Source organism: Seohaeicola saemankumensis (assembly GCF_042678485.1).
GTDB classification, from domain to species: domain Bacteria; phylum Pseudomonadota; class Alphaproteobacteria; order Rhodobacterales; family Rhodobacteraceae; genus Seohaeicola; species Seohaeicola saemankumensis.
This window is the reverse complement of the sequence record NZ_JBHTKR010000002.1, coordinates 112351-135369: the sequence shown is the minus strand read 5'-3', so window position 1 is coordinate 135369 and position 23019 is coordinate 112351. Positions and strand designations below refer to the sequence as shown.

19 protein-coding genes are annotated in these 23019 nt (G+C 62.8%); 12 read left to right on the top strand and 7 right to left on the bottom strand.

Translation table 11 applies throughout. The features are described 5' to 3' along the window. The first annotated feature begins 14 nt into the window (after nt 1-14). From ACFQ3C_RS04435 to ACFQ3C_RS04420, 4 genes are all read left to right on the top strand, one after another. Nucleotides 15-1028: a glycosyltransferase family 4 protein gene (locus tag ACFQ3C_RS04435; protein WP_380789253.1), complete on the top strand. Its 1014-nt coding sequence runs from the start codon at nt 15-17 to the stop codon at nt 1026-1028. Next, the gene (locus ACFQ3C_RS04430; RefSeq protein WP_380789252.1) at nt 1025-2299 is read left to right on the top strand and encodes a glycosyltransferase; all 1275 of its coding nucleotides are present in this window, start codon (nt 1025-1027) and stop codon (nt 2297-2299) included. The genes ACFQ3C_RS04435 and ACFQ3C_RS04430 overlap by 4 nt, the downstream gene beginning before the upstream one ends. Nucleotides 2300-2362: 63 nt before the next feature. Beyond that, nucleotides 2363-3457, top strand: a complete 1095-nt coding sequence (locus ACFQ3C_RS04425) for a DegT/DnrJ/EryC1/StrS family aminotransferase (RefSeq protein ID WP_380789251.1) — start codon at nt 2363-2365, stop codon at nt 3455-3457. A gap of 228 nt (nt 3458-3685) precedes the next feature. After that, on the top strand, nt 3686-4894 hold the full coding sequence (locus tag ACFQ3C_RS04420; RefSeq protein WP_380789250.1) for a rhamnan synthesis F family protein: 1209 nt from the start codon (nt 3686-3688) through the stop codon (nt 4892-4894). 33 nt (nt 4895-4927) lie between these two features. On the opposite strand, the gene ACFQ3C_RS04415 is transcribed toward ACFQ3C_RS04420, so the two are convergent. Continuing rightward, nucleotides 4928-5782 (bottom strand): glycosyltransferase family 2 protein, encoded by an 855-nt coding sequence (locus ACFQ3C_RS04415; protein ID WP_380789249.1) that lies wholly within the window; start codon nt 5780-5782, stop codon nt 4928-4930. Nucleotides 5783-5974: 192 nt separating this feature from the next. Between ACFQ3C_RS04415 and ACFQ3C_RS04410 the strand changes: the two genes are divergently transcribed. Genes ACFQ3C_RS04410 through ACFQ3C_RS04400 form a run of 3 tightly spaced genes read left to right on the top strand, consistent with a single transcriptional unit; the run spans nt 5975 to nt 8208 of the window. Beyond that, entirely contained in the window at nt 5975-6715 is a 741-nt protein-coding gene (locus ACFQ3C_RS04410; protein ID WP_380789248.1) for a glycosyltransferase, read from the top strand. Between the two features lie 15 nt (nt 6716-6730). Continuing rightward, nucleotides 6731-7477 (top strand): 3-deoxy-D-manno-octulosonic acid kinase, encoded by a 747-nt coding sequence (locus ACFQ3C_RS04405; protein WP_380789247.1) that lies wholly within the window; start codon nt 6731-6733, stop codon nt 7475-7477. A 23-nt stretch (nt 7478-7500) separates the two neighbouring features. Beyond that, entirely contained in the window at nt 7501-8208 is a 708-nt protein-coding gene (locus ACFQ3C_RS04400) for a YrbL family protein (protein WP_380789246.1), read from the top strand. Here ACFQ3C_RS04400 and ACFQ3C_RS04395 read toward each other — a convergent pair. From ACFQ3C_RS04395 to katG, 3 genes are all read right to left on the bottom strand, one after another. After that, nucleotides 8189-8833, bottom strand: a complete 645-nt coding sequence (locus ACFQ3C_RS04395) for a tyrosine-protein phosphatase (RefSeq protein WP_380789245.1) — start codon at nt 8831-8833, stop codon at nt 8189-8191. The genes ACFQ3C_RS04400 and ACFQ3C_RS04395 overlap by 20 nt on opposite strands. Continuing rightward, nucleotides 8826-9689: a lysophospholipid acyltransferase family protein gene (locus ACFQ3C_RS04390; protein WP_380789804.1), complete on the bottom strand. Its 864-nt coding sequence runs from the start codon at nt 9687-9689 to the stop codon at nt 8826-8828. The genes ACFQ3C_RS04395 and ACFQ3C_RS04390 overlap by 8 nt, the downstream gene beginning before the upstream one ends. 258 nt (nt 9690-9947) lie before the next feature. Next, on the bottom strand, nt 9948-12149 hold the full coding sequence (gene katG / locus ACFQ3C_RS04385; RefSeq protein ID WP_380789244.1) for a catalase/peroxidase HPI: 2202 nt from the start codon (nt 12147-12149) through the stop codon (nt 9948-9950). Between the two features lie 491 nt (nt 12150-12640). Here katG and ACFQ3C_RS04380 point away from each other — a divergent pair, with 491 nt between their 5' ends. Together ACFQ3C_RS04380 and ACFQ3C_RS04375 are read left to right on the top strand one after the other, a co-directional pair. Further along, nucleotides 12641-14032 carry a cytochrome ubiquinol oxidase subunit I gene (locus tag ACFQ3C_RS04380; protein ID WP_380789243.1) on the top strand — a complete coding sequence of 464 codons (1392 nt, stop codon included), beginning with the start codon at nt 12641-12643 and terminating at the stop codon, nt 14030-14032. An 8-nt stretch (nt 14033-14040) separates the two neighbouring features. Next, nucleotides 14041-15051: a cytochrome d ubiquinol oxidase subunit II gene (locus ACFQ3C_RS04375; RefSeq protein WP_380789803.1), complete on the top strand. Its 1011-nt coding sequence runs from the start codon at nt 14041-14043 to the stop codon at nt 15049-15051. A gap of 97 nt (nt 15052-15148) precedes the next feature. Here ACFQ3C_RS04375 and ACFQ3C_RS04370 read toward each other — a convergent pair whose 3' ends face one another. Both ACFQ3C_RS04370 and ACFQ3C_RS04365 read right to left on the bottom strand, forming a co-directional pair. After that, nucleotides 15149-17530: a YbcC family protein gene (locus ACFQ3C_RS04370; protein ID WP_380789242.1), complete on the bottom strand. Its 2382-nt coding sequence runs from the start codon at nt 17528-17530 to the stop codon at nt 15149-15151. A 4-nt stretch (nt 17531-17534) separates the two neighbouring features. After that, nucleotides 17535-19085, bottom strand: coding sequence for a proton-conducting transporter transmembrane domain-containing protein (locus ACFQ3C_RS04365; protein WP_380789241.1), 1551 nt, complete (start codon nt 19083-19085; stop codon nt 17535-17537). Between the two features lie 96 nt (nt 19086-19181). Here ACFQ3C_RS04365 and ACFQ3C_RS04360 point away from each other — a divergent pair, with 96 nt between their 5' ends. The 3 genes from ACFQ3C_RS04360 to ACFQ3C_RS04350 all read left to right on the top strand — a co-directional run bounded on the left by ACFQ3C_RS04360 (nt 19182) and on the right by ACFQ3C_RS04350 (nt 22056). Beyond that, nucleotides 19182-20048, top strand: a complete 867-nt coding sequence (locus ACFQ3C_RS04360) for a LysR family transcriptional regulator (protein WP_380789240.1) — start codon at nt 19182-19184, stop codon at nt 20046-20048. Between the two features lie 125 nt (nt 20049-20173). Continuing rightward, nucleotides 20174-21271, top strand: coding sequence for an ABC transporter substrate-binding protein (locus ACFQ3C_RS04355; RefSeq protein ID WP_380789239.1), 1098 nt, complete (start codon nt 20174-20176; stop codon nt 21269-21271). A gap of 170 nt (nt 21272-21441) precedes the next feature. Next, the gene (locus ACFQ3C_RS04350) at nt 21442-22056 is read left to right on the top strand and encodes a hypothetical protein (RefSeq protein WP_380789238.1); all 615 of its coding nucleotides are present in this window, start codon (nt 21442-21444) and stop codon (nt 22054-22056) included. 15 nt (nt 22057-22071) lie between these two features. On the opposite strand, the gene yghU is transcribed toward ACFQ3C_RS04350, so the two are convergent. Then, the gene (gene yghU, locus ACFQ3C_RS04345; RefSeq protein WP_380789237.1) at nt 22072-22938 is read right to left on the bottom strand and encodes a glutathione-dependent disulfide-bond oxidoreductase; all 867 of its coding nucleotides are present in this window, start codon (nt 22936-22938) and stop codon (nt 22072-22074) included. Nucleotides 22939-23019: the final 81 nt, after the last annotated feature.

Here is a 23019-nt window from a genome sequence, read left to right as displayed (position 1 = left end):
TTGTCCTAAACAACATGGCACCTTTCATCCGTGGAGGGGCTGAAGACTTAGCATTTAATCTCACGAAAAATCTTAACATGGCCGGAGTCGAGGCTGAATTATTCAGCATCCCCTTCCGGTGGGAACCCGCCGAACAAATACTAGAACAGATGCTGCTTTGTCGCGGGCTGAAGCTGACGAATGTTGACCAGGTGATCGGTCTGAAATTTCCGGCCTATTTGGTGCCGCATGACAACAAAGTTATGTGGTTGATCCATCAGTATCGGCAGGCCTACGATTTGTGGGAGGCGGGCCAAAGCAATATTGCTCAGGATGCGCGTGGGGCGGTTCTCCGGAGAGCTATCCAAAAAGCTGACGATGATTGCTTCCAAGGCTGCCGATCCATGTACACGGTTCACTCAACCACCGCCGACCGACTGAAAAGATTCAATGGCTTTACGGCAGAAGTCCTGATGCCGCCTTTGAATGATCCTGAAATTTTCGGTGTTAAGGAATCTGAGGGATATATTTTTGCTGGAGGTCGTGTAAATGCCGCAAAGCGACAGCATCTACTTGTAGAAGCGATGCGATACGTCAAGTCGGACGTTCGTTTAATTGTGGCGGGTCCACCAGATTCGCCAAGTGACTCTGCGCAGTTGGAAGCTCTAGTATCAGAGTATAACCTTGGAGATAAGGTAAGGCTGGATTTACGTTACCTCCCGCGGACAGAGATTGCGTCTTTGGTGAATCACTCACTCGGCGTTGCATATATTCCGTTTGACGAAGACTCCGTTGGCTATGTCACAATGGAAGCCGCTCAAGCTTCCAAGCCAGTGATAACGGTAAATGATGCCGGCGGCATCCTTGATCTTGTTCGCGAGAGAGAAACGGGATTTGTCACCGATCCAGACGCAAAACAACTTGCTGATGCAATTGACCGGCTTGCATCATCCCCGTCCGCATCACGTGATATGGGTTTACAAGGTAGAGAATCTTGGTTGAAGCGCGGAATTAACTGGGAAACTACAATCGAAAAGCTTTTGTCATGAACCCGCGTGGCCTTCGTCTTATTCTTGTTACGCCGTGGAATACCCAATCTGCTATAGCAGGAGTTAACCTACTTATCGCAAAAGAGCTTGTGCAACGAGGTGTCGCAGTTACCATCGTCCGAAGTGAAATGGACGCGCAGGCGAAATTAAAAGCTTTGAACACGGACATGCCCATTTTGCGGCCCAAAGACCTTCTCAAATTGCAACCCGGTTATGACTACGACCATATCTGCTACGCTATTGGCAATTACTGGCTTTTCCACGGCGGTGCGATCAATATTTTGGCACAACGACCAGGCCTAGTTCTTCTTCACGATGCATTTTTGCGTGATCTTGGCGCTGGATGGGAGCAAGAGCTAGGCAAAGCTTCATATCAATATCTTTTGCAAACCTTGGTAAATCATCCCATTCAGCCAGACGCAATACCTGAAACGATCGGGACCAACTCCATGGTTAATTGGCCGATGGCGATGGCGACCGGGGGGGTGGTCCATGCGAAACACTATCTTGATCTCGCTCAGACGGCATGTCCCGGCCCAGTTGTGGAGCTTCCGTTGCCCGTCTCGGACATCAATACCGCGGCGCCTCGAAAGCGTCAGCCAGGAGATCCGATAGATATTGTGACGATTGGCCATGTTAACAGCAACAAACTGCCTGAGGAGATTATTCAAGCAATAGGATCCTCTCACAGACTCCGGACCCACTGCCAGTATCGCTTACTTGGCCCAATCGACGATGAAACTCGGTCAAGACTTGAGAGTCTTGCCGATTCCTTGCACGTAAAAATTCAAATGACCGGATGGCTAGATGAGGAACACTTGCTCCGCGAGATCGGCATGTCAGACTGCGTGCTCTGCTTGAGGTTTCCCATACTTGAAGGAGCCAGTATGTCAGCAATTGTAGCGTTGCTTTCTGCAAGGCCAACTATCGTATGCGACGCTGGATTTTATTCAGAAATTCCCGATGATGTAGTCATCAAACTGCCTGCCCGCCCCCAAGCCCCAGCGATCGTGCGGGCGCTTGAAACAATAATTGACAAACCTGACCATATGGCTGACGTGGCTGCGCGGGCTCGTGTTTACGCCCTCGAAACTTTCACTGCCTCTTGCTACGTCGATGGACTTCTAAACTTGATCGAGGAGGCGATAGATGTCAGCTTCACTGTGAAGGAAGCTCGCACCTTGTGTGCTGAAACCAGTGCCTGGGGACTCGATGGAACTGATCCTTTGTTCAGTCGCCTGTCCAAAATCTCAATAGACCTCTTCTCCTAAGCAACCTTGCTCGGAACTGATGATCACGCCCGCCTTTGACTAGATCAATTAAGAGTAAATCAGATGAATGAACGAACAATCCCCGTTTACCAACCCGATCTTAGCGGGAACGAAAGCAGATACGTGAATGAAGCTGTCGACAGCTCTTGGATCTCATCTCAGGGCTCATTCCTCAAAAGATTCGAGGAAATGTTTGGGGCGTTCATTGGAACGCCCCATGTTACGGCTGTCTCCAACGGCACGGTTGCCCTTCACCTCGCGATGCATTGCCTTGATTTTCAGCCCGGCGATGAAGTGATTGTACCGTCCTTCACTTATATTGCATCGGTCAATACGATCGTACAAGCAGGCGGCACGCCAGTATTTTGTGAGGTCAGGTCGAGCGACTGGCTGATGGATCCAGAGGATGTGATTTCAAAAATCACGCCACGGACGAGAGCAATAATGCCAGTACACCTTTACGGTGCAGCCTGCGACATGGACCGGCTTTGTGCCATTTCCAAGGAGTACGGCCTCAGGATGATTGAGGACTGTGCGGAGGCACTTGGCACCAGCTGGAAGGGTCAGCACGTCGGAACCTTCGGCGATGTGTCTACCTGGAGTTTCTTCGGCAACAAAACGGTCACAACCGGAGAGGGAGGGATGGTAGCGACGCGAGATCCTGCCCTTCTGAGAAAGATGGCGATTGCCAAGGGACAGGGCCAAGATCTGGATCGGCGCTATTGGCATTCGGTCTTAGGATTTAACTACCGGATGACCAACCTATGCGCGGCCATTGGGACGGCACAGATGGAACGTGTGGACGATATATTAGGCCGAAAGCGGAATATTGCGGCTGCCTATCGCAAAGAGCTGGCTAATGCTCCGGTTCAGTTCCAAACACTGCCCAATGAGGTGGTAAGTTCAGAATGGCTTGTAAGCCTGCTTCTACCAAAAGGCATCGATCGGGACCGGGTTATGAAGAGCATGGGTGATCTCGGTATCGACACCAGGCCCGTGTTCTACTGCGCGCATCACATGCCACCGCATGCACGGCCAGATTTACGACTGCCGGTGTCGGAAGATATTGCTGCCCGTGGGATAAGCTTGCCGAGCTACCCCCAACTTACGGCAGACGATATAGAGCGTGTCTGCAATGCGCTAAAGCGTTTGATCTAGCTTAGAATTGTTAACCGACCAGTAAGCCGAAGCTACGCGCCGTGCTGTTCCGTGACTAACGGCATTCCTACGCGACGGAAAGACAGTGACCCGCTGATGTCGGGGGCAGGCCGCACACACATGCAGGCCGGACGATCCGCGCCCGACGCTGCGGTGGACTTTGCCGGGCTTGCCTGCTATCGCGCTGCCCTGTGACGGTACGGACGGGACCGAAAGGGTAACCCAGACATGACACCCATCCGTATGTGGAAACTCAAGCGCGAGTTGCGAAGGCTTGTCCCCAAGACCTTCGAAACGCTGGCCGAACCCTTTCGTTTCCTGACCTTCGTGCCGCTTTACGACCTGCGCAAATCCCGGCTGATGCGCATCAGCCAAGGCGCGCTGATGCAGAGCGACGAGGTCGCGATCTACCTGATCTATGCGCCGCAGGGTGTGCAGGCATCGCATCATCACATGCTCTCGGAAATGCTGCGCGCAGGCATCAGCCCCATTGTCGTGTCGAACCTGCCCCTGTCGGACGCAGACCGCGACAGTCTGCGCCAACAGACCTTTCGTGTCATCGAACGGCCCAATGTCGGCTATGACTTTGGCGGTTACCGCGATGGTATCCTGTCGATCGTCGATCTGCTGCCCAGGCTTGACCGGCTGTGGATCCTGAACGATTCCGCCTGGCTGGTGGATCAATCGCCCAGCTGGTTCAACGCGGCCCGTGCCCTGGGCAAGGACTTCGTGGGGTCAGTGTCGAAATTCGGTATCCGGAAAGTGGACGTGGAGGATCATGGGCGCATCACGTGGGAGATCGACCACGGGCACCGGAAGTACCATCTTGCCTCGAACACATGGAGCCTTGGCCCAGCCATTCTGCGAGATCCCGGTTTCATGACATTCTGGAAGCGGCTCCAGATCCGAGACAGCAAGTACTATACCGTGCGCCGGGGCGAGATCGGCTTTTCCCGTTGGGTCATCGACCGTGGATTTTCACATGGCACCACCTTGAGCGTGGAGACACTCGATGTTGACCTCGCGCGCCTTGATGACGATGAACTCGACGCTGTCACGAAGAACCTGCTGGTTCTCGAGGAACGGCTAGAACCTACCAGAGGGCGGGTGCTGCAGATCGACAGACACAGTGAAGCAGGCCGGCGGGCCCGCATTTCCCTGTGCCTGGCAACGACCGCGCGGCACGGCAGCATCGTTGCGCTGCCTTTCTACAATCTGACACATGAACAGCTGCATTTTTTCAAGAAATCGGTCCTGAATGCGTCAGAAAGCACGGCCCGAACAGCCTTGGGTATTCTGCAGCTGCTGCCAGGCCAAACCGGAGAGATGATCCGGCATGAAGCACTTGCAATGGCGACACGTATCCATGGCCCCATTCCGGAAGCCGGGCCCGGCACCGGACACAGGGCAATGCAGCATGAGGGCGATAGGCAATGACACGGCCGCCGGCAAGTCATGCCGGGACAGCATTCAGCACGGCCGACCGGCAATCGACCGGACCGTTGCCGACAAACGGGCCCATTCCTTTGCACGCTTGCGGGCAGACAGCAGCACAAGCGGCGACACGGCCCCAAGGATCGCATCCAGCAGCGCCTTTGTCCTTCCCCAGCGGACGCCATGCTTGACAGAGGCATAGACCCGCGAACGCCCCAGGTGATGCCCCTTGATCCTGGCGACATCAACGGATCTGGCAGATGAAACCCCGCCGGCGTGCATCACCTCTGCCTGTGGCACATAGAAAAGCGGGCCGATGTCCCGGCGCAGCCGCAGGGACAGATCGTCGTCTTCGTAGTAAAGAAAGATATTCGGATCGAACCCACCAATCCGTTCGAAATTCTGCCTGGACATGAAGATGGCCGATCCGACCAGAACAGGCAGCACCCCTTCATCCGAAAGACCTTTTCTGGATAGCCATTCATGTCGGGGCAAAAGGTTGCTGCGGCGCTTGAAATGCAGCGACCCGTCCTCATGCGTGATCCGCGGATTGAAACCAGAGGCTTCGGGATGGCGGCGTGCCGCATCCAGCAATGCGTCAATCGCGCCGGGACGCAATATCGCGTCAGGGTTCAGGAACAGCAGATATTCGGTTTCGGCAACGGCCGCCCCAGCATTGCAGGCAACCCCGAAGCCAAGGTTCCGTTCAAGTGCGACAAGACGGGCAGAGTGGTGTTCGGCCAACTGCCGCAGGCTGTCCTGATCGCGAGACGCATTGTCGACGATGACAACCGGGGTGCCGGATGGCACGGATGACAACATCGCGGGCAGGACGGCTTCACTGTTGTATGACACAGTAATGACCGTTACCTGACCTTGCCCGGTTGTCATGTGTTTCTCGTCCTTTCTGGTGTCGCCGGATCCTGGCGGATCGCGTCGGACCTTGCCCCAATCGTCACGGCGGGGCAATGGGGGCGGATCCGCTTACGCCTCTGCCCGGCCTTGCAACGGCGGCCAAGACCTGACAGGTTGCAGCCCTGAAATCGCCCGGCGCGGACCCGTGGCATCCCTGAAGGCAGTCAGATGGACCCGGTCAATATTCTCTGTGTGAAATGGGGCACCAAGTATGGCCCAGACTATGTAAACAAGCTGGCGTCGATGGTGTCGCGCAACATGTCGCGCCCCTATCGCTTCGTCTGCCTGACCGATGACGCCACGGGCATTGATCCCTCCATCGAAACCCATCCCCTGCCCGCCATCGGCATCCCGGAATTCGATGCGGCCACCGGCTGGACCCGGTTGCATGGCTGGCTCAAGGTCACGGTCTTTGCCGCGCCCCTTTATGATCTGACCGGCCCCACGCTGTTTCTTGACGTGGACATCGTGATCACCGGCCCGCTGGATCCGTTCTTCGACCCGCCGGGCGAGTTCATCGTGATAAAGGAATGGGACAAGCGCGACGAGACCGGAAACACCTCGGTCTTTCGCTATACGGCGGGCGCGCATGGCGACCTGATCGCACATCTGGCGCAGTCACTCGACAGCGCGCAAAGCGATTTCCGCAACGAACAGGAATTCGTGACCACCTATTTTTCCCGCAAGGGCAAGATGACCTACTGGCCCAAGGGCTGGTGCGTCAGCTTCAAGCGCCATTGCATGCACCGCGGCATCATGGGGTTCTTCAAGCCCGCGCGGATCCCCGAAGGCGCCAAGGTCGTCGTGTTTCACGGCAAGCCGAACCCGCCTGACGCGATCATCGGGCGCAGCGGGAAATGGTATCGCCGGGTCCTGCCCGTCGCCTGGGTCGATGAGCTGTGGCGCTGAGGTCAAGGGGGCGGCATGGCTGAGATCACGACTCGCCAGACCGGCGCCGCGGTCATCTGGTACGATGCGGCCCTTGTGCCTGGGTTCGCACCGGACCTGTTCGATCCCGCATGGCTCAAGCAGACCGGACGCCTGACCGGCACTTCGACCGGGCGCAACACGGCGTGGTTCCTGCGGTACGAGGGGCGCGAGATGGTGCTGCGGCATTACTGGCGTGGCGGCATGGTGGGACGGATCGTCAAGGATCTTTATCTGCGCGAACCCGTTGATCGCAGCCGTGCGATGCGCGAATTCACCCTGCTGGACTGGATGCATGGCCAGGGTCTGCCGGTGCCGCGCCCGGTGGCCGCGCGTTTCAGCCCATTTGGCCCCTGGTACCGCGCCGATCTGCTGATGGAGCGCATCCCCGACACCCGTCCGCTGGCCGATTGTCTGGCAGAAGGACCTCTATCGGACAGGGACTGGATGCGGATCGGGGCCGTGATCGCCCGGTTTCACAAGGCCGGCGTGCATCATTCCGACCTGAACTGCCGCAACATCCTGCTGGATGGCGCGGGCGGCATCTGGCTGATCGATTTCGACAAATGCGAACGTCGTCCGCAGGGGGGCTGGGCGCAAGAGAATATCCGCAGGCTGGAACGCTCGCTGATCAAGGAAAAGGGCAAGGTCCCCGGCCTGCACTGGACCGACAGGGATTGGCAGGCCTTGCTGGTAGGGTATCGTGTCATCTCCGCCCCGCCTGACATAAAGTATGACGCATGAGACATGCCTCCCCATCAGGGTCGATGCCTTTTCCCGCAAAACCGCTTGCGCTGGCAGATCTGGCACCAATGGCCAACGGGCAGGATCGGCTTGTCTATCATCACCCGGACTATCCCGATCTTCTGTTCAAGGCGCCGAAATCGCTGCATGCGGCACTTGGCCAAACCGAGGGCACGGCGATCCGGCTTGTTCTGTCTGATCTTGGCAACTTCCGGCGGCTGATGCTGAAACTGGCGCCCAAAACCCTGTGGCACCCGTTCTTCAAGGAAAGCGATTGCTATCTGCGCGCGCGCCTGAGCGGCATCGCCACGCAGGATCTGCCGATCCCCAACCTTTACGGATTTTGCGATTCAGACATCGGCCCGGTCCTGGCCGTCGAACGGATTGCCCTGCCCGGCCAGATCCTGGGCCGGACGCTGAAATCCATGGCCGCCGCAGGGCCTTTGGAGCCTGCGACGATTGCCTTGCTGGACCAGTTCGCGGCGCGCATGTTCCACCATGGGCTGGTGGCGGGCGACATGACGGCGGCGAATATCGCGCTGGGGCAACGTGGCGGCGCGGATCAGTTCGTACTGATCGACGGTTTCGGCGACATCCACGCGATCCCGTTCCGCTCTGCCTCGGGCAGGCTGAACCGCATCGCGATGATCCGCAGCTTTCACAAGATGGCGGGCCGTATCGGGCTGGCCTTCGACGCGGGGCAGTTGCGTTTTACCGCAACGACAGCCTGATCCGGCTCCACAGCGTCTGCCCCTTGAAATCAGCGGTGATCGCGGCCGGATCATAGCGGGTGGCGATCCAGTCCTCGAACCCGATCCCGTTGGCCGCGTGATCGGCCTGGAAGGTCAACACCATCTGGTCCAGCACCCCCGTGGATGACCAGCGCCAATGCCCGAAGCGCGCCGATAGCATCGCGCGCGCCTCGGCCAGGGGGCGACCCTCTAAGGCCAGCAGATAGATTGCGCTGGCCAGACCGGTGCGATCGGCGCCCGCGCGGCAATGCAACAGGAATGGCTTTTCGATTCGCCGGAACAGCGCGATCAGCGCCAGCACCCGGTCGGGCGGCGGCAAGCGATGCGCGCTCATGTTGAAGCTGTGAAACTGAAGCCCCAGCGCCGCGCAGGCGTGGCGTTCCGCCCGGAACGGTGCGCCGCCGTCGCTGCCGCGCAAATAGAGAACCGATGCCAGCCCCTGCGCCTTCAGCCGCGCAAGCCGTCGCCGGTCCGGCTGGTTCGACCGGATCACACCGGGCGCGATCACCGCCGTATTGGCCCAGAACAGGCGCACGATCCCCTGATCGATCCAGAAATTGTGAAGCCGGTCACGCAGGTGGTTCAGGCGGCCATGTTCAGGCATCTGGCGTGCCGCCCTTCCAGCGTCGATGTATCCAGAACCACTGGTCGATATCTTGCCGGACCCTGGCCTGCAGGCTGTCATTCAGCGCCTGGGTCATCTGAACGGCTGTCGTATGGGGGATGGGGGCCTCGAACACGGCATCGAAGGACAGCCCGTCGGCGCGCCGGATCCCGTAGCAGGGTACCAGAAGCGCGTCGTATTTCAGCGCCATTTCCGCCGCCGACAAAGCCGTCAGCGCAGTTTGACCCATGAAATCCAGCGGCTCGCCACGATGCATGTGCTGGTCGATCAGCATGGCGACCGTGCCGCCTTCGCGCAGAAACCGCACCATCTGGCCCAGCCCCCGACGGCCGCGTTCGAACAGCGGCGCGCCGATCGCGCTGATCTTGCGCAGGTAATAGGCGTTGAAATACGGGTTGTTCAGCGCGCGGTAGATCCCGCCCACACGGAACCCGCGCGCGATGGTGCCGGCGCGGATCACGTCGTAATTGCCGAAATGGCCCGAGACCAGGATGATCGGGCGGCCCTCGGCGCGGGCCTGCTGCATGGCCTCCCAGCCGGGGCCGGTGATGGGGGCGTCCAGGGCGCGGGCGCGCAGCCCTGCGGGGGACAGAAGTTCGATCGCCATGCGCCCGATATTGCGCGAGGTATCGGCAATCACCTGATCGCGGCGCGCGGCGGGCATATCCGGAAAGATCAGGCGCAGGTTATCCTCGATCCGGCGGCGGTAGCCGGCAAGCGGCACGATCACACGGGCAAAGACCCAGCCGCCCAGACGCACCCGGATCTCATAGGGCAGAAGGTTCAGCAAACCGGTCAGGGCCCGAAACAGCACATAGGGAACGAGGGCGGACATCCGCGCCGCAAGGCCCCGGAACCGATCCTGAATATCGTTCGCCATCGTTACTCCTGCCGCCGGGACGGTGTTTCTGCCTTGTCGGGACGCAACGCCCTGCCCTCACATACAACCGTAGACGCTGCGGGGTAAAGCCTTGGCGCAGAGGGCAGCCGCCATGCCCGGCCAAAAGGAAAGGCGGCGCAGGACCTGCCGGTCATGCGCCGCCTTCTGTCATGGTCGCGGCTCTGCTGGCTGCGCCGGCAGAGACGCGGGAGATCAGGCCAGATCGAAACGATCGGCGTTCATCACCTTGGTCCAGGCCGCCACGAAATCGCGGACGAACTTCTCCTTGGCGTCATCCTGCGCGTAAAGCTCGGACAGGGCGCGCAGCTGGGAATTGGCGCCAAAGGCCAGATCGACCCGGGTACCTGTCCATTTCACGGCGCCGGTCTTGCGGTCGCGACCCTCGAACATCTGCTCGTCCTTGTCGACCGGCTTCCATTCGGTGCCCATGTCCACCAGGTTGACGAAGAAGTCATTGCTCAGCGTTCCCGGACGGGTTGTGAACACGCCATGCGCCGTGCCGCCATGGTTGGCGCCCAGAACCCGCATCCCGCCGACCAGGGCGGTCATTTCGGGGGCCGTCAGCGTCAGCAGCTGCGCCTTGTCGATCAGAAGGCCCTCGGCGGGAACCGAATAGACATCCTTTGCGTAGTTGCGGAACCCGTCGGCGATGGGTTCCATCACCTCGAAGCTGTCCACGTCGGTCTGCTCCTGGCTGGCGTCCATCCGGCCGGGGGTAAAGGGCACCTCGATGGTGAAACCGCCATCCTTCGCGGCCTTCTCGATCGCAGCACAGCCACCCAGCACGATCAGATCGGCCAGCGAGACCTTCTTGCCACCCTTGGCAGAGGCGTTGAAATCGGCCTGGATGCCTTCCAGCACGCCCAGCGCCTTGGCCAGAGCTTCAGGCTGGTTCACCGCCCAATCCTTCTGCGGCGCCAGACGAACGCGCGCGCCATTGGCACCGCCGCGCATGTCGGACCCACGGAAAGACGAGGCCGAGGCCCATGCCGTCTGCACCAGTTGCGCCACCGACAGCGCGCCCAGCAGCTTGGCCTTCAGCGCCGCGATATCGGCGGCATCGACCAGCGGGTGATCGACGGCGGGGATCGGATCTTGCCAGATCAGATCCTCGGCCGGCACTTCCTCGCCCAGGTAGCGCGCCTTGGGGCCCATGTCGCGGTGGGTCAGCTTGAACCAGGCGCGGGCATAGGCATCGGCGAATTCATCCGGGTTTTCCAGGAAATGCCGCGAGATCGGCCCATAGATCGGGTCCATCTTCAGCGACATGTCGGCGGTCGTCATCATCGGCGGGTGCTTCTTGGACGGATCGTGCGCGTCCACGACCATGTCCTCGTCCTCGCAGTTGATCGGGTGCCACTGATGCGCGCCCGCCGCGCTTTTGGACAGCTGCCAGTCATATTTGAACAGCACCTTGAAATAGCCCATGTCCCAGGTCGTCGGGTTCGGCTTCCACGCACCTTCAATGCCGCTGGTGATGGTGTCGCCGCCCTTGCCCGACCCATGGGTGCTGATCCAGCCCAGGCCCATCTCATGCATCGGGGCCGCTTCCGGCTCGGGGCCGACAAGGGCTGCATCGCCCGCACCATGCGCCTTGCCGAAGGTGTGACCGCCTGCCACCAGTGCCACGGTCTCATAGTCGTTCATCGCCATGCGGCCGAAGGTTTCGCGCACGTCGCGCCCCGAGGCCAGCGGATCGGGGTTGCCGTTGGGGCCTTCGGGGTTGACGTAGATCAGGCCCATCTGCACGGCGGCCAGCGGGTTTTCCAGCTCACGCTCGCCGCTGTAGCGCATATCGCCCAGCCAGCTGTCTTCCTTGCCCCAGTAGATGTCTTCCTCGGGCTCCCAGATATCCGCGCGACCGCCGCCGAAACCGAAGGTCTTGAAGCCCATGGTCTCCATCGCGACGTTGCCCGCCAGGATATACAGGTCCGCCCAGGAGATCTTGTTGCCGTATTTCTGCTTGATCGGCCACAGCAGGCGGCGCGCCTTGTCCAGGTTGGCGTTGTCCGGCCAGCTGCTGGTCGGTGCGAAACGCTGCGATCCGGTGCCGCCGCCCCCGCGACCATCCGCGGTGCGGTAGGTGCCGGCGCTGTGCCATGCCATGCGGATGAACAGACCGCCGTAATGGCCCCAGTCCGCCGGCCACCAATCCTTGCTGTCGGTCATCAGGGCGGCCAGGTCCTTTTTCAGGGCCTTGAGGTCCAGCTTCTTGAATTCCTGCGCGTAGGAAAAGGCCTCGCCCATCGGGTCGACCTTGGACGAATGCTGGCTGAGGATCTTGAGGTTCAGCGCATTCGGCCACCACTCGCGATTCGTGCGGCCCTTCTGCGTCGCGTTCGGGTTGATCGCGCCATGCATGACCGGGCATTTGCCGATGTCATTTCCGTCCATGTTACTCTCCGATTCTTGTTGATATCGTGCCCTCAAACGGGCGCGGGGGCTGCCGCTTGGGACAGTAAGGGGGGCGCGCAGGCTTTCGCTGCCTGCCGCATCCCCACAGATCGACCCAAGCTATACTGGAATCGTTCTAACAAACCAGAGCGATCAGTTTAAGTTGCATTTTGTGATCATAATTATAATCTCGCCTTATCGCCGCCACGCAGTGACGCAGACAGTCACGACAGCCATGCCGCTTCAGCCATGACGGCACAGTGGCACGCCCTTTCGTGGCGTGTTTCGGCGGGACTGCGCGCTCCTGCCGCATACCGCGCAAAGCTTCGCGCCATATGTACCTTTCCAAACCCGGGCTTGCGGTCCGGTCTGGCCCACGCGCGACCATATTCGACATGACGCAGCGGGAAAGAGTGAACGATTTCGGGGCTTTGACCGCTAGGCCCCTTTTTTGAAACGAAAGGCGGCCTGCAAGGCCGAATGGCAGACAGATGGAGATGATGGACACCCTGTTGCTGTCGCGGATCCAGTTCGCGGCAAATATCTCGTTCCATATCCTTTTTCCGACGATCACCATTGCCCTGGGCTGGGTGCTGGTGTTCTTCAAGTGGCGCTACGCCCGGACCAGTGATCAGGTCTGGATGGATGCCTATTTCTTCTGGGTCAAGGTCTTCGCCCTGTCCTTTGCCATGGGTGTCGTGTCGGGCATCACCATGTCCTTCCAGTTCGGCACGAACTGGCCCGGCTTCATGGAAAGCGTCGGCAATATCGCGGGGCCGCTGCTGGCCTACGAGATTATGACCGCCTTCTTCATGGAGGCCGTGTTCCTTGGCATCATGCTGTTCGGCTTCAGCCGCGTACCCGGTTGGGCGCATACGGGTGCCACCGTTCTGGTGGCCGTGGGCACGACCATGTCGACATTCTGGATCCTTGTGCTGAACAGCTGGATGCACACGCCCCAGGGCTTCGAGATGCGCGACGGCGTGGCCTATGCCACCGACTGGTTCGCGATCATCTTCAACCCCTCGATGCCCTATCGGCTTGCCCATGTGCTGCTGGCCTCGGGCCTGACCGTGGGCTTTCTGATCGCGGGCATGTCCGCCCTGCGCTGGGTCATGGGTGAACGCAGCGCCGAGGTGCGAAAATCGCTGCGGCTGGGCGTGATCATGGGTGCCGCGATCATCCCGGTGCAGATCTATGCCGGAGACATGCACGGGCTGAACACACTGGAATACCAGCCTGCCAAGGTGGCCGCGATGGAGGGCAACTGGGAGACGCAAGGCAATGTGCCGCTGCTGCTGTTCGCCCTGCCCGATGAGGACGCGCGCGAGAACCGATTCGAAATCGGCATTCCGTCGGGCGCCAGCCTGATCCTGACCCATCGCCTGGATGGCGAGGTGCCGGGCCTGAACGATTTCGTGGCCGAGGATGGCACCATCCTGCACCCGCCCGTGAACGCCGTGTTCTGGTCGTTCCGCGTGATGGTGGGCACGGGCATGGCGATGCTGGCCCTGTCCTGGGCGGCCCTGTTCCTGATGCGCCGTGGCCGCGGGATCGAAGGCTTGCCGCGCCCTGTCCTGTGGGCGTTCATGCCGATGGCCTTCTCGGGCTGGCTGGCGACGCTGGCGGGTTGGTACACGACCGAAATCGGCCGTCAGCCCTGGCTGGTGACCGGTGTGCTGAGCACCGATGCCGCGGTGGGTGATGTGGCGCCGGCGCTGGTGGCCTCGACCCTGGTGGCCTATCTGATGATCTATGGCGCGCTGCTTGTCGCCTATGTCAGCGTGCTGGTCTACCTGGCCCGGCGCAAGGCCAAGGGCGGCACGGCACCTGTCGCAGGCCGCCCGGTCAGCGGCGCGATCCAGTCGATCCCGGCGGAGTGAATGCCATGATGACCCTCTTTGGTGATCCCGCCGTCTGGCTGCCCGTGGTCTTTGCGGCGCTCATGGGCCTGTCGATCCTGATCTATGTCGTGCTGGACGGGTTTGACCTGGGCGTCGGCATCCTGACGCCCCTGGGCAACGAGGCCGAGAAGGATCGCATGGTCGCCTCGATCGGGCCCTTCTGGGATGCGAACGAAACCTGGCTGGTGATGGCGGTCGGCCTGCTGCTGGTCGCCTTTCCGGCGGCGCATGGCACGATCCTGACCGCGCTCTACCTGCCGGTCGCGATCATGCTGATCGGTCTGATCCTGCGCGGCACTGCGTTCGAGTTTCGCGCCAAGGTGGCCCTGCCGAAGAAAAATGCCTGGAATGTCGCGTTTTTCGCAGGCTCGATCATGACGTCGATGGCGCAGGGCTACATGCTGGGCCTTTACGTCATGGGGCTGGACAACAGCTGGACCTCGCAGGCCTTCGCCCTGCTGACGGCGGTCTTCCTGACCGTGGGCTACAGCTTCATCGGCGCCTGCTGGCTGATCCTGAAAGCCGAAGGTGAATTGCAGCTGAAAGCGGTCCGATGGGCGCGTGGCGGAATCTGGGGCGTGGTGCTGGGTGTGGGTGCGATTTCGCTTGCGACGCCCCTTGTCAGCACCCGCATCTGGGAGCGGTGGTTCTCGATCCCCGAGTTCTTCCTGCTGGCGCCGCTGCCGCTGATGTCCGCCGCGCTGATCCTTGGGATCTGGGTCGTGCTGCGGCGGCTGCCCACGGCCAATGACAGCTTCGCCTGGCTGCCCTTTGCCGGGGCGAGCGCCCTGTTCGTGCTGGCCTTCACGGGTCTGGCCTATTCCTTCTACCCCTATGTGGTGCCGGAAAAGCTGACGATCTATGCGGCGGCCTCTGCGCCCGAAAGCCTGATGATCATCCTTGTCGGCGCGCTGATCGTGATCCCGGTCATCGCGGGCTATTCGGCACTGGCCTATTACATCTTCCGCGGCAAGGCGCGCGACCTGCGCTACGACTGACAGCGGCGCAAGACAGACGGCGCAAGACAGACGGCTCAAGACAAAGGGCGGCCCGACATGCGCGGGCCGCCCTTTTTTCTGTCCGGTGGTCCGGGCGTCAGGCCGCGCGCGACACCCGCTCCTCGATCGTCAGATTGACCCAGGTCCCTGCCTCATAGCGCAGCACCTGACCCTTTGCCGCATCGGTGGCCAGCAGCGCCAGCCATCCGTTGTCAAACAGCGCCCGCACCCCGTCATGACGATCAAGTATGTCCGAGATCGCTTGCGTCGGCGCTTCGATCATCACGGTCAGGCGTACCGGATCATGCTGCAGGGCGTCGCCATCATGGACCGATTGCCAGGGCAGGCCCGCGCGCAGCATGCCGCCATTGCCCTCGATCACGCCGATCCCGCCGGTGACGTTATGCAGCAGCTTGTTGCCGGCCCCATAGGCCTGCGGCGCCACGGATGACCCGTAATATTGCAGCGAAATCCAGCTTGCCACCACCACAGGCGCGGTCAGGATCAGCTCAAGCACGCCAAAGCCCTTATCCGCCTGCCAGGCGTAATCATGGAGGAAGGCCCGCCCGCCCAGGTCCACACCCGCACTATGCCCGCGCGGGGCCGCGATGAAGGCCGCGCAACCGGCAAGCCCCCATTCGGGGCGTAGCTCGGACCAGTCGCCGCCACGCAGGGCCAGCGCCTCGGGCGTATCCGCGCGCGGCAGACGCGCGGCCCGTTCGGCGCGGGCCAGCGTTCCGGCCTGATCCAGCGCCGCGCGCAGCCGCGCCAGGTCAGCCGCGTGATCGGGAATGGCCTGATCCTCGTAAAGCGTGACCCGGTCCGACACGGTGTCATGCAGACCCGCGACAAAACGCGTGTCGGCCGGGATCTCGATCCCCTTGGCCACCAGCCCCGCGCGCACGGCGCTGTCATTCAGCACCCCGGCCAGCAGCCGCGCGTTCACATCGCCCGCATGCCCCCCGCAGGCCCCGCATTGCAGCGCGCTGGCGTGCGGCGCGTTCGTCACGCCCGCGCCATGCCCGGCAATCAGAACCAGCCGTGCGAAATCGCGGGTCAGCGACATGGCCGACAGGATCGTGGCCGCCGCCCCGATCCGCGCCTCGAGCGGCAGATCGGTGGTGGGCGCGGGTCCGCCAGGCGCCGCCTTGGCGCGTGTGCCCGTATCTTTCAGCAGCTTGCCCACATAAAGCGGGCCCGCGGCCTCGACGAAGGCGAAGGCCGAGACGGATGCCATGCGGAACCGCCCCCAGGCGCGGGTCGCCCGGGCCGCGATGCGGGCGGCCAGATCGTCATCGGACGCCCCCGAGGACCGGCTTTCGACACCCGGCTGCAACAGCACGGGCGCGCGCGCCTCGACCACGTCCGAGGCAAAGCCCCGATGCGCGACGGCCAGACCGAAAAAGCCCGCAAAACCGATGGTGCGGATGCCGGCGTCCGTCGCCTCCAACGCGCGGCGCAGCACTTCTGACCGCACGTCGATGCAGAACGCCGCCTGGATCGCCGGTGTGTGATTGGCATGCGTCTCAGGCGCCTGGGTCGCCGCGGCGGCCAGCCGTGACACAAGCCGACGCTCCTCGGACCGCTCCAACGCGTCTTGCAGGGCTGCATCGACCAGATCGTCATGGGAAGGTTGCGCGGGCACGGCATAGGCCGCCAGCGTATCTGCCCATGACGCGGCGATCAGGTCGCGATGCGCCTCGAACAGGATCATGTCCCACAGCAGCCGGATGGTCAGGCATTCGAACAGAACCCCGTCCCGCGCCCCGTCCCGCTGCGCCAACCAGTCCAGATGCCGCGCATATTGGCCCCAGCCTTCCAGATCCATCAACAGGCGATGGAAATAGTCCGGCGCGCTTGTCGTGGTCACCCCCAGCACCTGGCACGCCTCGGCAAAGGCGGCACGCGGATCATGGGGCAAGCCGGACACGCGCTGGCAACTGTCGCCCAGACCGGCGATGCCGGGCACCAGATCACGGCTGGCAAAGGCCCGCCAGGATGCATAGGCCGACCCTTCCAGCGCGGGCCAGAGCGCCTGCCCCTGATCGAAATGCGCCGCCGCCCATGTGGCAATCCGGTCGCGGGCCAGATCGGCCCACGCGCGCGCCGCCGCATCTCCGGCCAGATCGGCTGCGGTTGCGAATGCCCGCGGCTGCGGCGTCGGCCTGGTTACGGCCTGCTCCAGATCGGCGGTCTTCAGGCCACGCGCCCGTGCCGCCGCCTGCATCGCGGCCGGGTCGATCCGTCCTTCGGCCATGCTCTGGGCAAAACCGGCGCGGTCGCGGAAAATCCGCAGCCCGCCGACACGGGCCAGGATCGCGGCGGTCTGCGCCCGGTCCTGGCCCGCCTGGCCCAGAAAGGGATTGACGGCCACGGTCGCTGCCAGCGGAAAGGCCGGCGGGATCATCCCGGCCGCCTTCCGCGCCACCGCAAAGAGTTCCAGTTCAGGTCCGGTAAAGGTCAGGGAAGGAGCGTTCACGGCATCATCCTTTCGATGCGCGCCACTGACCGATCATCCGGTCCGTCAGCGCATTGAGGTAAAGTCCATTCATCAGGTGTACGCGCAGCCCCATCGCGGCGGGGTGCCCGGCCCAGAGCGGAAAAGTCGCCTGCGCCACCGAGGCCAGCCCGAAACTGCCGACCGCAAGCACCAAGGTCGCCCAGATCAGCCCGTCAGCTGCGGGCGGCGCGGGCAGCGTGCCCACCGACAGGGCCGTGACACCGGCCTGCAACGCGAAATAAGCCAGCGTGGCCGCGCCCGACATGGCCACCGTGCGGATCGTCAGCGGCCATGGCGCCATGTCCGCAAGTCCCTGCGCGATCAGATAGGCCACGCCGAAAATCAGGATCGCGCCAAGGGCCACGGTCTGCACCGGCTTGTCGAGGATCCCGAACATCAGGCCAACCAGCGCATAGATCACCAGCGCCAGGCCGAAGGCACGCCAGACCGCCCGCAGGTCCGGGATGGCCACCGGACCGGGGCGCCGGATCCGGGCCACCTGTTCGACCGCCCCGCCCGAGGCCAGGAAAGCATGCGCCTTGTATAGCGAATGCGCCACGATATGCAGCAGCGCCAGCGGAAACAGCGCCAGCCCGATCTGCAGCACCATGAAGCCCATCTGCGCGCAGGTCGACCAGGCCAGCGCCGTCTTGACCGAAGGTTGCGTCAGCGCCACCGCCGCGCCCACCAAGGCGCTGAAGCCACCGATCAGCGCCAGCAAGGCCAGTACGCCGGGCGTGGCCAGCAGCACATCGGCAAAGCGGATCAGCAGGAAACCACCCGCGTTGACCACGCCTGCATGGAGCAGGGCCGATACCGGCGTCGGCGCCTCCATCACCTCGGTCAGCCAGCCGTGGGCGGGGATCAGCGCGGATTTGAACACCGCCGCCACTGCCAGCAGCAGCGCCGCCAGCCACAATGTCGCGGGGGTCTGGCCCGCGTGCACCGCCTGTGCGATGGTCGCGATATCGGCGGTGCCATACCCCTGGATCAGCAGCATGGCCGCCAGCAGCAGCGACGCAGTGCCGGCAATCCCGCTGAGGGTCTTCTTGCGCGCGGCCCGCTGGGCGCGCGGGCGGTCGGGATAGAACAGGATCAGACGGTGCAACCCAAGCCCCACCATGGCCCAGGCCAGCACCAGCTGCACCAGATTGCCCGCGCTGACCAGCAGCAACACCGACGCCAGCGTGGCCGCCATCATCGCCATGAACCCGGCCTGGCCCGCCTCGCCATCCAGCGCCTTGCGCGAAAAGCGCAGCACGATCCAGCCCACGAAGGACACGGTCAACAGCATCGCGACCGACACGATGTCGATCCTTGCGGCAAAGGCCAGGGCCAGCACCCCCGGCAGGCTCAGCGTGACCGGCCCGACAACCGCCAGCAGGACAGCCGCGCCGAAGGCGCAGACCATCGCCAGCAAGGCGGCCCATTCGGGCAGGTGAAGACGGGCATGGGCGCGGCCCACCGGCCTGAGGGTCAGATCGAGGGCCACAAGGGCCAGCGCCAGAGGCGGAAGATAGGCAAGAAGGGTCATCGCGGGCTCTCCTGTCAGAACTGGTGGTCAGGTAGCACTGCAACAGAACACTAAAAAATTCATTGTTTTTATAAAAACGTTCTGTTTTATAAATCCATGGCTGATCTGAACTATCATCACCTGCGGTATTTCCGCGAGATTGCCCATATGGGCAACCTGACCCGCGCGGCGGAACGGCTGAACCTGTCGCAATCGGCCCTGTCGATCCAGTTGCGCCAACTTGAGGAACGGCTGGGACATCCGCTGTTCACCCGCAGCGGGCGCCGTCTGATCCTGACCGAAGCCGGACGCATCGCGCTGGATCATGCCGATCGCATCTTCGGCGCGGGCGAGGAGTTGATCGCGACCCTGCGCCAGACCGGCGAGGTGCAGCAGCCCCTTCGCGTAGGGGCGCAATCGACGCTGTCGCGCAACTTCCAGCTGGCGTTTCTGCGCCCTGTCCTGACCGGCGGCGAGACCGAGATCATCCTGCGCTCGGGCAGCAGCACCGTTCTGATCGAGGCACTGACAGCCCTTGCGCTGGATGTGGTACTGACCAACGAGCCGCCGCATCGTGACGGCGGGGCCGATCTGGTGACGCATCGCATCTCGGAACAGCCCATCGGGCTTTACGGCACCGCCGCGCGCATGGCCCCGCATGCGACACTGGCCGATCTGCTGCGTAACGAACCGGTGATCCTGCCCACCGAAAGCACGATCCGCAGCGGTTTCGACAGCCTTGTCGCCCGGCTGGACGTGACCCCCCGCATCGCGGCCGAGGTCGATGACATGGCCATGGTCCGCCTGCTGGCGCGCGAAAACATGGGGCTGGCTATCGCGCCCGCCGTCGTCCTGACCGATGAAATCAGGGCGGGCCTGCTGCAAGCCGCCCCCTATGAGCTGGATATCATCGAAGGCTTCTACGCCGTCACCGCGCGGCGCAGTTTTCCGCATCCCCTGCTGCGTCGGCTTCTGGAGGGCTGATGCCCGGCACGGTCAAGGGCGGGGCGTGGAATTGCCTGGCCGCCGCGCGCAACCTATAAGGTTGCACACCGGCACAGACCTGGCACAGACCTGGCACAGGACCAGCCCGCAGCGAAAGAACGCCCATGCACAGACGGTCATTCCTGAAAACAGCGGCGCTTGGCGCGGTGGCTGCGGCTGCACCCGCGCTGGCCGCACCCGCCCTGGCGCAGGGCCGCACCCTCTGGCGGATGCAGACCAGCCCCGTCACGGGCCCGGCCGAGACCGCCCTCGACGCGGCGCGGCTGGCCGCGCGGATCAACACCCTCAGCGATGGCCTTCTGACGGTCGAGGCGGTCCCGGCGAACGGCGCGGCACAACAGGCCGTGGCGCTGGATGCCGTGATCGCGGGCCAGGCCGACATGGGCCACGGCCCCGTGCAGGCCTGGCAATCGCGCGCAGGGGCCCTGCCATTCTTCGCGGGCATGCCCTACGGGTTGACCGCGATGGAAATGGCAAGCTGGCTGGACCGGCTGGGCGGCAACGCCGTCAGGGATGCGGTGCATGACAGCTTCGGCGTTCAGGCGTTTCTGTGCGGCGACACCGGCCCCCAGGCTGGCGGATGGTTCCGCACGGCCCTGGCCGGGATCGAGGATGTGCAGGGCCTGCGCCTGCTGTCATCGGGGCTTGCCGCGCAGGTCTGGCGCAAGATGGGCCTGTCCCCCGTTGCCATGGCGGCGGATGAAACCCTTGCCGCCTTGCAGGCAGGCGCCCTTGACGGGATCGAATTCGGCGGCCCCGCGCGGGATCTCGCGATGGGCTATCAGCAGGAATGCAAGCATTACCATGCCGTGTCCTTCACCAAGCCCGCGATGGCCTTCGAACTGATCGTGGACAAGGACAGATATCTTGCTCTGCCCCAGGACCTTCGGGAGGTGCTGCGCGTCGCTTGCGCCGCCGCGCATCGCGACAGCCTTGCCGCCGCTGCCGCACAGGATGCCGCCGCGCTGCACAGCCTCATGACGACGCATGGCGTGACCGTCTACCCCACCTTCCCCGACAGCATCCTGCAAGCGGGCGGCAAGGCCGCGGCCGAGGTCTTCACCGCCCTGCGCGACAGCAGCGATCCCCTGGCCCGGCGCACCGCCGAAAGCTATCTCGCCGCGCTTGCTATCCTGCGGCAGAAGGCTGATGGCGCCGATGCAACCTATCACGCCGCGCGCGCCCGGTTTCTGCAGATCTGAAGGCCGGGGGCATGATGCACCCCAAGCAGCCGCGCCTGTCTTTCAGGCAGGCGGTCCATGCTGCAGCACCTCAGGCGTTGTGCAAGCCCGCATGAACCCGGTTTGCCCTTGCGTAATTCCCCGGATGGCAGCAGGTCTATGCAGACCACACCGACCACGGATGATCGACGATGACGGACGGGCCCACGCACGCCAAGGGGATCGGGCATAACGCGCCCCCCGAACCGGTCAGCCTGTGGCACAAGCACATGTGGGAACGCGCCCGCGCAGAACAGGCGGCCAAGCGCCCGCCCATGGCCGTGATCCGCATGCAGATGGCACGCGCCACGGAACTGGGCATGCGCTATGCGGATTACGCCAGCCTTTATCGCACGGCGGGGCGCGATCCGGCGGGGCTGTTGTTCACCCCCGCCGCGCTGAACCTGCGATTGGCACGCCGTCTGGTCTTGCCCGATCCGGTGCGCGCCCACCTGGCAGGGTTGAAGAACTGCCAGCTTCTGGCCCTCGCCCCCGAAGGAGAGGCGCCAGAGGCGTTTCTGGCCGAACTGCGCGAGGTGTCGGCGCTGAACTTCGCATCCGCCGCCCCGATGCCCGCACCGCAACCATCCTGGCAGGGCATGGCGCAAGCCCTGCGACGGGTGCTTGACCCGCTGCGCCTGCCGGGCAACGCCATCGCCCTGGTTGGCGCGCTGCCGGGCGAAAACAGCCTTTGCGCAAGCCTGTGCACGGCTGCGCGGTTGGCGGGCGTACTGGACAGCGCCGCCTATTTCCGCCCGGCCACCTGAGGCGTCAGCCCTGTTTCAGCCCTGTTCGGGCGCGATCTTGTCCTGGGTCCGCAGGTCGAAATCGCTGGCGTCGTGACGCTCGTGCAGTTGCAGTGCCGGATCACCGAAGGCGCGGTTGACCATGCGCCCCCGCTTGACCGCAGGCCGTGCGTCGATCTTTTCGGCCCAGGCCATCACATGCCTGTAGGATGTCACATCCAGGAATTCCGCCGCCTCGTAAAGCCGCCCCAGAACCAGCTGGCCGTACCAGGCCCAGATCGCCATATCGGCAATCGTATACTCATCCCCCGCCATATAGGCATGCTCGGCCAGATGCCGGTCCAGCACGTCCAGCTGGCGCTTCGTCTCCATCGCGAAACGGTCGATGCAATATTCGAATTTCTCGGGCGCATAGGCATAGAAATGGCCAAAGCCCCCACCCAGATAGGGCGCGCTGCCCATCTGCCAGAAAAGCCAGGACAGGCATTCGGTCCGCGCCGCATGATCGGTGGGCAGGAAGGCGCCGAACCTTTCGGCCAGATACAGCAGGATCGCACCGGATTCGAACACGCGCTGCGGTGTGTCGCCACTGTGATCCATCAGCGCGGGGATCTTCGAGTTGGGGTTGGCCGCTACGAAACCGCTGCCGAACTGGTCACCCTCGTTGATGCGGATCAGCCATGCGTCATATTCCGCGCCTTCATGCCCGGCGGCCAGCAGTTCCTCGAACATCACGGTCACTTTCACGCCATTGGGCGTGGCCAGCGAATAAAGCTGGAAAGGGTGCTTGCCGACCGGCAGCTCCTTGTCATGGGTGGCGCCGGCAACGGGGCGGTTGATATTGGCGAAACGTCCGCCGTTTCCGGGTGTCCAGGTCCAGACTTTGGGAGGGGTATAGCTCATGGGTCACTCTCGCTCTGCTAGATGTCCCGCGCAACCTAGGGCATGGAACAGGCGGGTGCACCCCCTTTGCGGGACAGAGTT

Excerpts from the sequence above, each read along its gene's own strand:
- ACFQ3C_RS04435 (WP_380789253.1), top strand. The coding sequence starts at position 15 with ATGGCACCTTTCATCCGTGGAGGGGCTGAAGACTTAGCATTTAATCTC.
- ACFQ3C_RS04430 (WP_380789252.1), top strand. The coding sequence starts at position 1,025 with ATGAACCCGCGTGGCCTTCGTCTTATTCTTGTTACGCCGTGGAATACC.
- ACFQ3C_RS04425 (WP_380789251.1), top strand. The coding sequence starts at position 2,363 with ATGAATGAACGAACAATCCCCGTTTACCAACCCGATCTTAGCGGGAAC.
- ACFQ3C_RS04420 (WP_380789250.1), top strand. The coding sequence starts at position 3,686 with ATGACACCCATCCGTATGTGGAAACTCAAGCGCGAGTTGCGAAGGCTT.
- ACFQ3C_RS04415 (WP_380789249.1), bottom strand. The coding sequence starts at position 5,782 with ATGACAACCGGGCAAGGTCAGGTAACGGTCATTACTGTGTCATACAAC.
- ACFQ3C_RS04410 (WP_380789248.1), top strand. The coding sequence starts at position 5,975 with ATGGACCCGGTCAATATTCTCTGTGTGAAATGGGGCACCAAGTATGGC.
- ACFQ3C_RS04405 (WP_380789247.1), top strand. The coding sequence starts at position 6,731 with ATGGCTGAGATCACGACTCGCCAGACCGGCGCCGCGGTCATCTGGTAC.
- ACFQ3C_RS04400 (WP_380789246.1), top strand. The coding sequence starts at position 7,501 with ATGCCTTTTCCCGCAAAACCGCTTGCGCTGGCAGATCTGGCACCAATG.
- ACFQ3C_RS04395 (WP_380789245.1), bottom strand. The coding sequence starts at position 8,833 with ATGCCTGAACATGGCCGCCTGAACCACCTGCGTGACCGGCTTCACAAT.
- ACFQ3C_RS04390 (WP_380789804.1), bottom strand. The coding sequence starts at position 9,689 with ATGTCCGCCCTCGTTCCCTATGTGCTGTTTCGGGCCCTGACCGGTTTG.
- katG (WP_380789244.1), bottom strand. The coding sequence starts at position 12,149 with ATGGACGGAAATGACATCGGCAAATGCCCGGTCATGCATGGCGCGATC.
- ACFQ3C_RS04380 (WP_380789243.1), top strand. The coding sequence starts at position 12,641 with ATGGAGATGATGGACACCCTGTTGCTGTCGCGGATCCAGTTCGCGGCA.
- ACFQ3C_RS04375 (WP_380789803.1), top strand. The coding sequence starts at position 14,041 with ATGACCCTCTTTGGTGATCCCGCCGTCTGGCTGCCCGTGGTCTTTGCG.
- ACFQ3C_RS04365 (WP_380789241.1), bottom strand. The coding sequence starts at position 19,085 with ATGACCCTTCTTGCCTATCTTCCGCCTCTGGCGCTGGCCCTTGTGGCC.
- ACFQ3C_RS04360 (WP_380789240.1), top strand. The coding sequence starts at position 19,182 with ATGGCTGATCTGAACTATCATCACCTGCGGTATTTCCGCGAGATTGCC.
- ACFQ3C_RS04355 (WP_380789239.1), top strand. The coding sequence starts at position 20,174 with ATGCACAGACGGTCATTCCTGAAAACAGCGGCGCTTGGCGCGGTGGCT.
- ACFQ3C_RS04350 (WP_380789238.1), top strand. The coding sequence starts at position 21,442 with ATGACGGACGGGCCCACGCACGCCAAGGGGATCGGGCATAACGCGCCC.
- yghU (WP_380789237.1), bottom strand. The coding sequence starts at position 22,938 with ATGAGCTATACCCCTCCCAAAGTCTGGACCTGGACACCCGGAAACGGC.